This window comes from Kamptonema sp. UHCC 0994 (assembly GCF_029167235.1).
Taxonomy (GTDB): Bacteria; Cyanobacteriota; Cyanobacteriia; order Cyanobacteriales; family Microcoleaceae; genus Kamptonema.
This window is the reverse complement of the sequence record NZ_JARFTR010000033.1, coordinates 1-1852: the sequence shown is the minus strand read 5'-3', so window position 1 is coordinate 1852 and position 1852 is coordinate 1. Positions and strand designations below refer to the sequence as shown.

Here is a 1852-nt window from a genome sequence, read left to right as displayed (position 1 = left end):
TGACGGCAAAATTATGGCTCCGCAAGTGAAGAAAACCAGAATTTATCTAACCTAAAAATAGGTGTCAAAGTCTTGTTAGCGGCAAACTTATGGTTCTAGTAGCGGCAAAATTATAGGTAAAGTTACAGGTAGTTCCAGGTGCGATCGCACCTGGAATTTCTGTTTCACCCAAAATCTCTAAGCAAACCGAATCTTCAAATAATCATCCTCCATCTTAGCACCAGCAGGCTGCAACGCTGCCAAGGCCTGTGGTAATACCAAATTCCGGCGATGATTGCCAATCGTAATATTCAACTCATCTGCTGACTTACTCAACTTAATTTGATCCTTCGCAATCCCCGGTAAGTACAATTCCAAACTATATTGATTATTTTCCTGCACAATTCTTACCGTATTTTCCTTGTAATAAACTTGGCTCGGATCTTCATCACCATAAAGCGTTTCTTTCAACCGATGCAAGGCCGCCAAACCGCACATTTCCTCAGAATAAAGCGGTACTTCTTTCACAGGTAACGGCATAAAGTTATCGTGAATCTCCTGCCGATATTGCTGCTGATTCTCTTTCCAACGCTTAAAAAATGGATCTGTCACTTCATCGGGAATAATCCGATTTGCTACTACCATATCGGTTGCTACATTGTACAAACTCAAATAAGCGTGAGCTCGCAATGACTCCTTAATTACCATCTTTTCTGGGTTGGTAACTAACCTCACCGAAGTTTGAGTATTATCAGTTAAAACCTTTTCCAAAGCTTCAATCTGTTCGTAAAACTCATAAGGCGCGTCCATCACCTCTTTATTCGGCAAAGAAAAACCCGCAATTGGTCTAAAAATTGGTTCTACTAAAGGCCTGAGTGCAACAGAAAGACCTTGCAAAGGTTTGTAAAATTTTCTCATGTACCAGCCGCCAACCTCTGGCAAACTTAACAGTCGCAAAGCCGTACCGGTAGGAGCAGAATCGATAATTAAAACATCAAATTCGCCTTCATCGTAATGCCTTTTCATGCGAACTAAGCCAAAAATCTCATCCATTCCTGGCAAAATTGCTAATTCTTCAGCCTGGATGCCATCAAGACCCCGCGCTTGCAAAACTTGAGTAATGTAGCGCTTGACTGCTCCCCAATTTCCCTCTAATTCCATCAAAGCATCGAGTTCAGCTCCCCACAAGTTCGGCTGTACCAGTCGCGCTTCGTGGCCGAGCTCCATATCAAAGCTATCTGCTAAAGAGTGAGCGGGATCTGTGCTCAACACTAGGGTTTTGTATCCCAATTCGGCGCAGCGGAGGCCAGTAGCAGCCGCCACTGAGGTTTTGCCGACTCCGCCTTTCCCGGTCATCAAAATTAAGCGCATGAATTGTTAACCCCGTCTGAGAATTCTTTACATAATTTTACTTTAGCGGGTTTTTGCTGGAAACAGGAGTTGCTTGAGTACGTCGAGGCGGGAACAGTCCCAGTAGTCGATGTGGGAGCAGATCAGACCGCTAGTGTTAACCTTGAGTTCGCTCCAGCCTGCGATCGCAATTCTTGGTTGCCAGGGTACGGGCACAGTCCAGCTTAATGTCCAGCGTGTTTCTATACGATCTCCGACCTGCGAAATGTTGTGTAAATCTAGTTTTATGTCCTTAAAAAAGGTACTCATAAACCCGATCATTTGTTGGTAGCGACCGATGCCTTTAAATCGATTCATCGGGTCTTGAAAGTAAACGTTTTCTGCATAAATGCTATAGGTTTGATCGGCGGGAAAATTTTTATAATCTGCTTTTAGTATTTCAATTATGTTCATTTATTAATTGTTAATTGTTGTACAATTAGGAAAGATATCCGTAACGCCGCCCTCTGGGCGGTAATTGACC

General features: G+C 43.3%; 2 protein-coding genes. Both read right to left on the bottom strand.

Annotation, left to right across the window (positions count from 1 at the left end; genetic code table 11):
* Nucleotides 1-177: 177 nt before the first annotated feature.
* Nucleotides 178-1350 (bottom strand): TRC40/GET3/ArsA family transport-energizing ATPase, encoded by a 1173-nt coding sequence (locus tag PY364_RS02785; RefSeq protein WP_275520340.1) that lies wholly within the window; start codon nt 1348-1350, stop codon nt 178-180.
* Between the two features lie 42 nt (nt 1351-1392).
* Nucleotides 1393-1782, bottom strand: coding sequence for a DUF2358 domain-containing protein (locus PY364_RS02780; RefSeq protein WP_275520338.1), 390 nt, complete (start codon nt 1780-1782; stop codon nt 1393-1395).
* Nucleotides 1783-1852 lie beyond the last annotated feature (70 nt).